The 1699-nt window shown below is 60.4% G+C and carries 1 pseudogene; it reads right to left on the bottom strand.

The window, feature by feature from the left end:
* Positions 1–11: 11 nt before the first annotated feature.
* A pseudogene (locus tag AC0L2K_RS34785) lies at positions 12–1638 on the bottom strand (ISL3 family transposase).
* Between the last annotated feature and the right edge of the window lie 61 nt (positions 1639–1699).

Below are 1699 nucleotides of genomic sequence, written 5' to 3'. Positions count from 1 at the left end.
TGGGTTCTTCCTCAATTTGTGTGGCGCGGTGGCAGCATACGTGCCCTCAGTAGTTCGGGACCTGCCCTGCCGTACATAGCCCGCTTGAGGGTCTTGAGGCGATTGATCTGGCCTTCGGCCTGTCCGTTGCTCCAAGGTAGCTCAATGGCGTTGTTGACGGCATCGATGTCTCTGCGCAAAACACGGGCGAACCGCATGATCGGAATGAGGTCGGAATCGATTGCATCGTCGATCCACGCGTCCAGTGTTTCCGACTTCTTGCTGCGAAGGATTCCGTTGAAGCGCATCGCCAGGCGTCGCATTTCAGCGAATGCGTCAGATCTCTGCTTCAGGGCATCGACCTTTCTTGCTTGCCGATCTGTCAGCAGGCCTCGTGGCTTGATGCAAAGCGCCGCAGCCACGACCGGCGAAATCGCATGTCCGGTATCCGGATCTCGAACGGGTTCCAAGCTGGGCGCCGTGGGAGGAATATCATCAACGCGTTCTCTTTCGGCACACCGCCAGGCTCCCAGCAGGCGCTCCAGATTGGAGAAGCTGCCGGTGTAGCCGCGCTGCTTGACGTCATGAAACAGATGCCGTCCGCAGCGGTTCCCTTCCTTCCAGCATTCGGCAAGGAACGTTTCAAAGTACCATGGTGACGTGGGGTTCAATGCTGCTCGCCGCCTATCTGGCAGAGCCTTGAATTTGAGCCACTTCGCCACGCTGCGACGTTCATAGCCGGTCCGTCGGGCGATCTCGCTGTAAGTCAGACCCTTCTGGCGCAAGGCGTGGAGCATTTCGAATATCTCCTGGCGAGATTGCCTATGCGCGAGACGAGCGCGCCGGCGATGTGTCGCAGCGTCGATGATGGCGTCCTCGGACAGGATGGGCTCTTCCTGAAGCACTGCCATGAAAGCTCATCTGTTCCTCGATTGCCGTACGAAGATTTTGGACCAGATGAAACCGATCGGCTACCTGCCGGGCCTGCGGTGCGCCTTCACGGACGGCCTGCGCATACAGGCCGCAGCGGTCTCGGCTGACGACTTCGACGGAGGGATGGTTCCGCAGCCACCTGGCTGCATTATCGACGCTGCGGTCGTCCAGAATGTCGACAACCGAGCGACGCTCGAGATCGACCATGATGGTCCCGTATCGTGTCGCGCGTCGCCAGCTCCAGTCATCGATGCCAACCACCCGGATCTCGGAGGCGCAGTGAGCAACCGCGGCATCACGCTTCAGTTGCCGCAGGATGGTGTCGTCGCTGACCGGCATGCCGAGCCGTTGCATGAGGCGCTCGCCAGGACGGCCGCCCGTGCTATGGCCGAGCAGGCCGACAATCTCCACGACCCTTGTCGTCCGGCGCGCATAAGGGGAAGCAACCGTCGGCAGTCGGTCGGTGAACGTTTGTCGTTCACATTTCTCATGTGCGCATCGCCAGCGGCTCAGCAGGAGCCTCACCGTCACAGCCTTACCCTGGACCGGAAGGTCCTGAAGGCTGCGGCTGGACCACCCATGCCGATTTCGGCTTCGCCGTCCGCAATCGGGGCAAATGCCGATCGCTGGTCCGGCAGCGGAAACAACCCAACTGTCATCATCAGTGAGCTCGACGCCCAGAACTTTGACCCCTGGGCCGGGCGACCATTTTGATTTCGTTCGCATGCCCGCCCATTAGCGATCTTGCCGCTAACAGCCGATGAACCACACAAAGTGAGGAAGAACC

This window comes from Mesorhizobium sp. WSM4817, from assembly GCF_055811135.1.
Note: the sequence above shows the minus strand (reverse complement) of the source record. Positions and strands in the feature narration are given on the sequence as shown.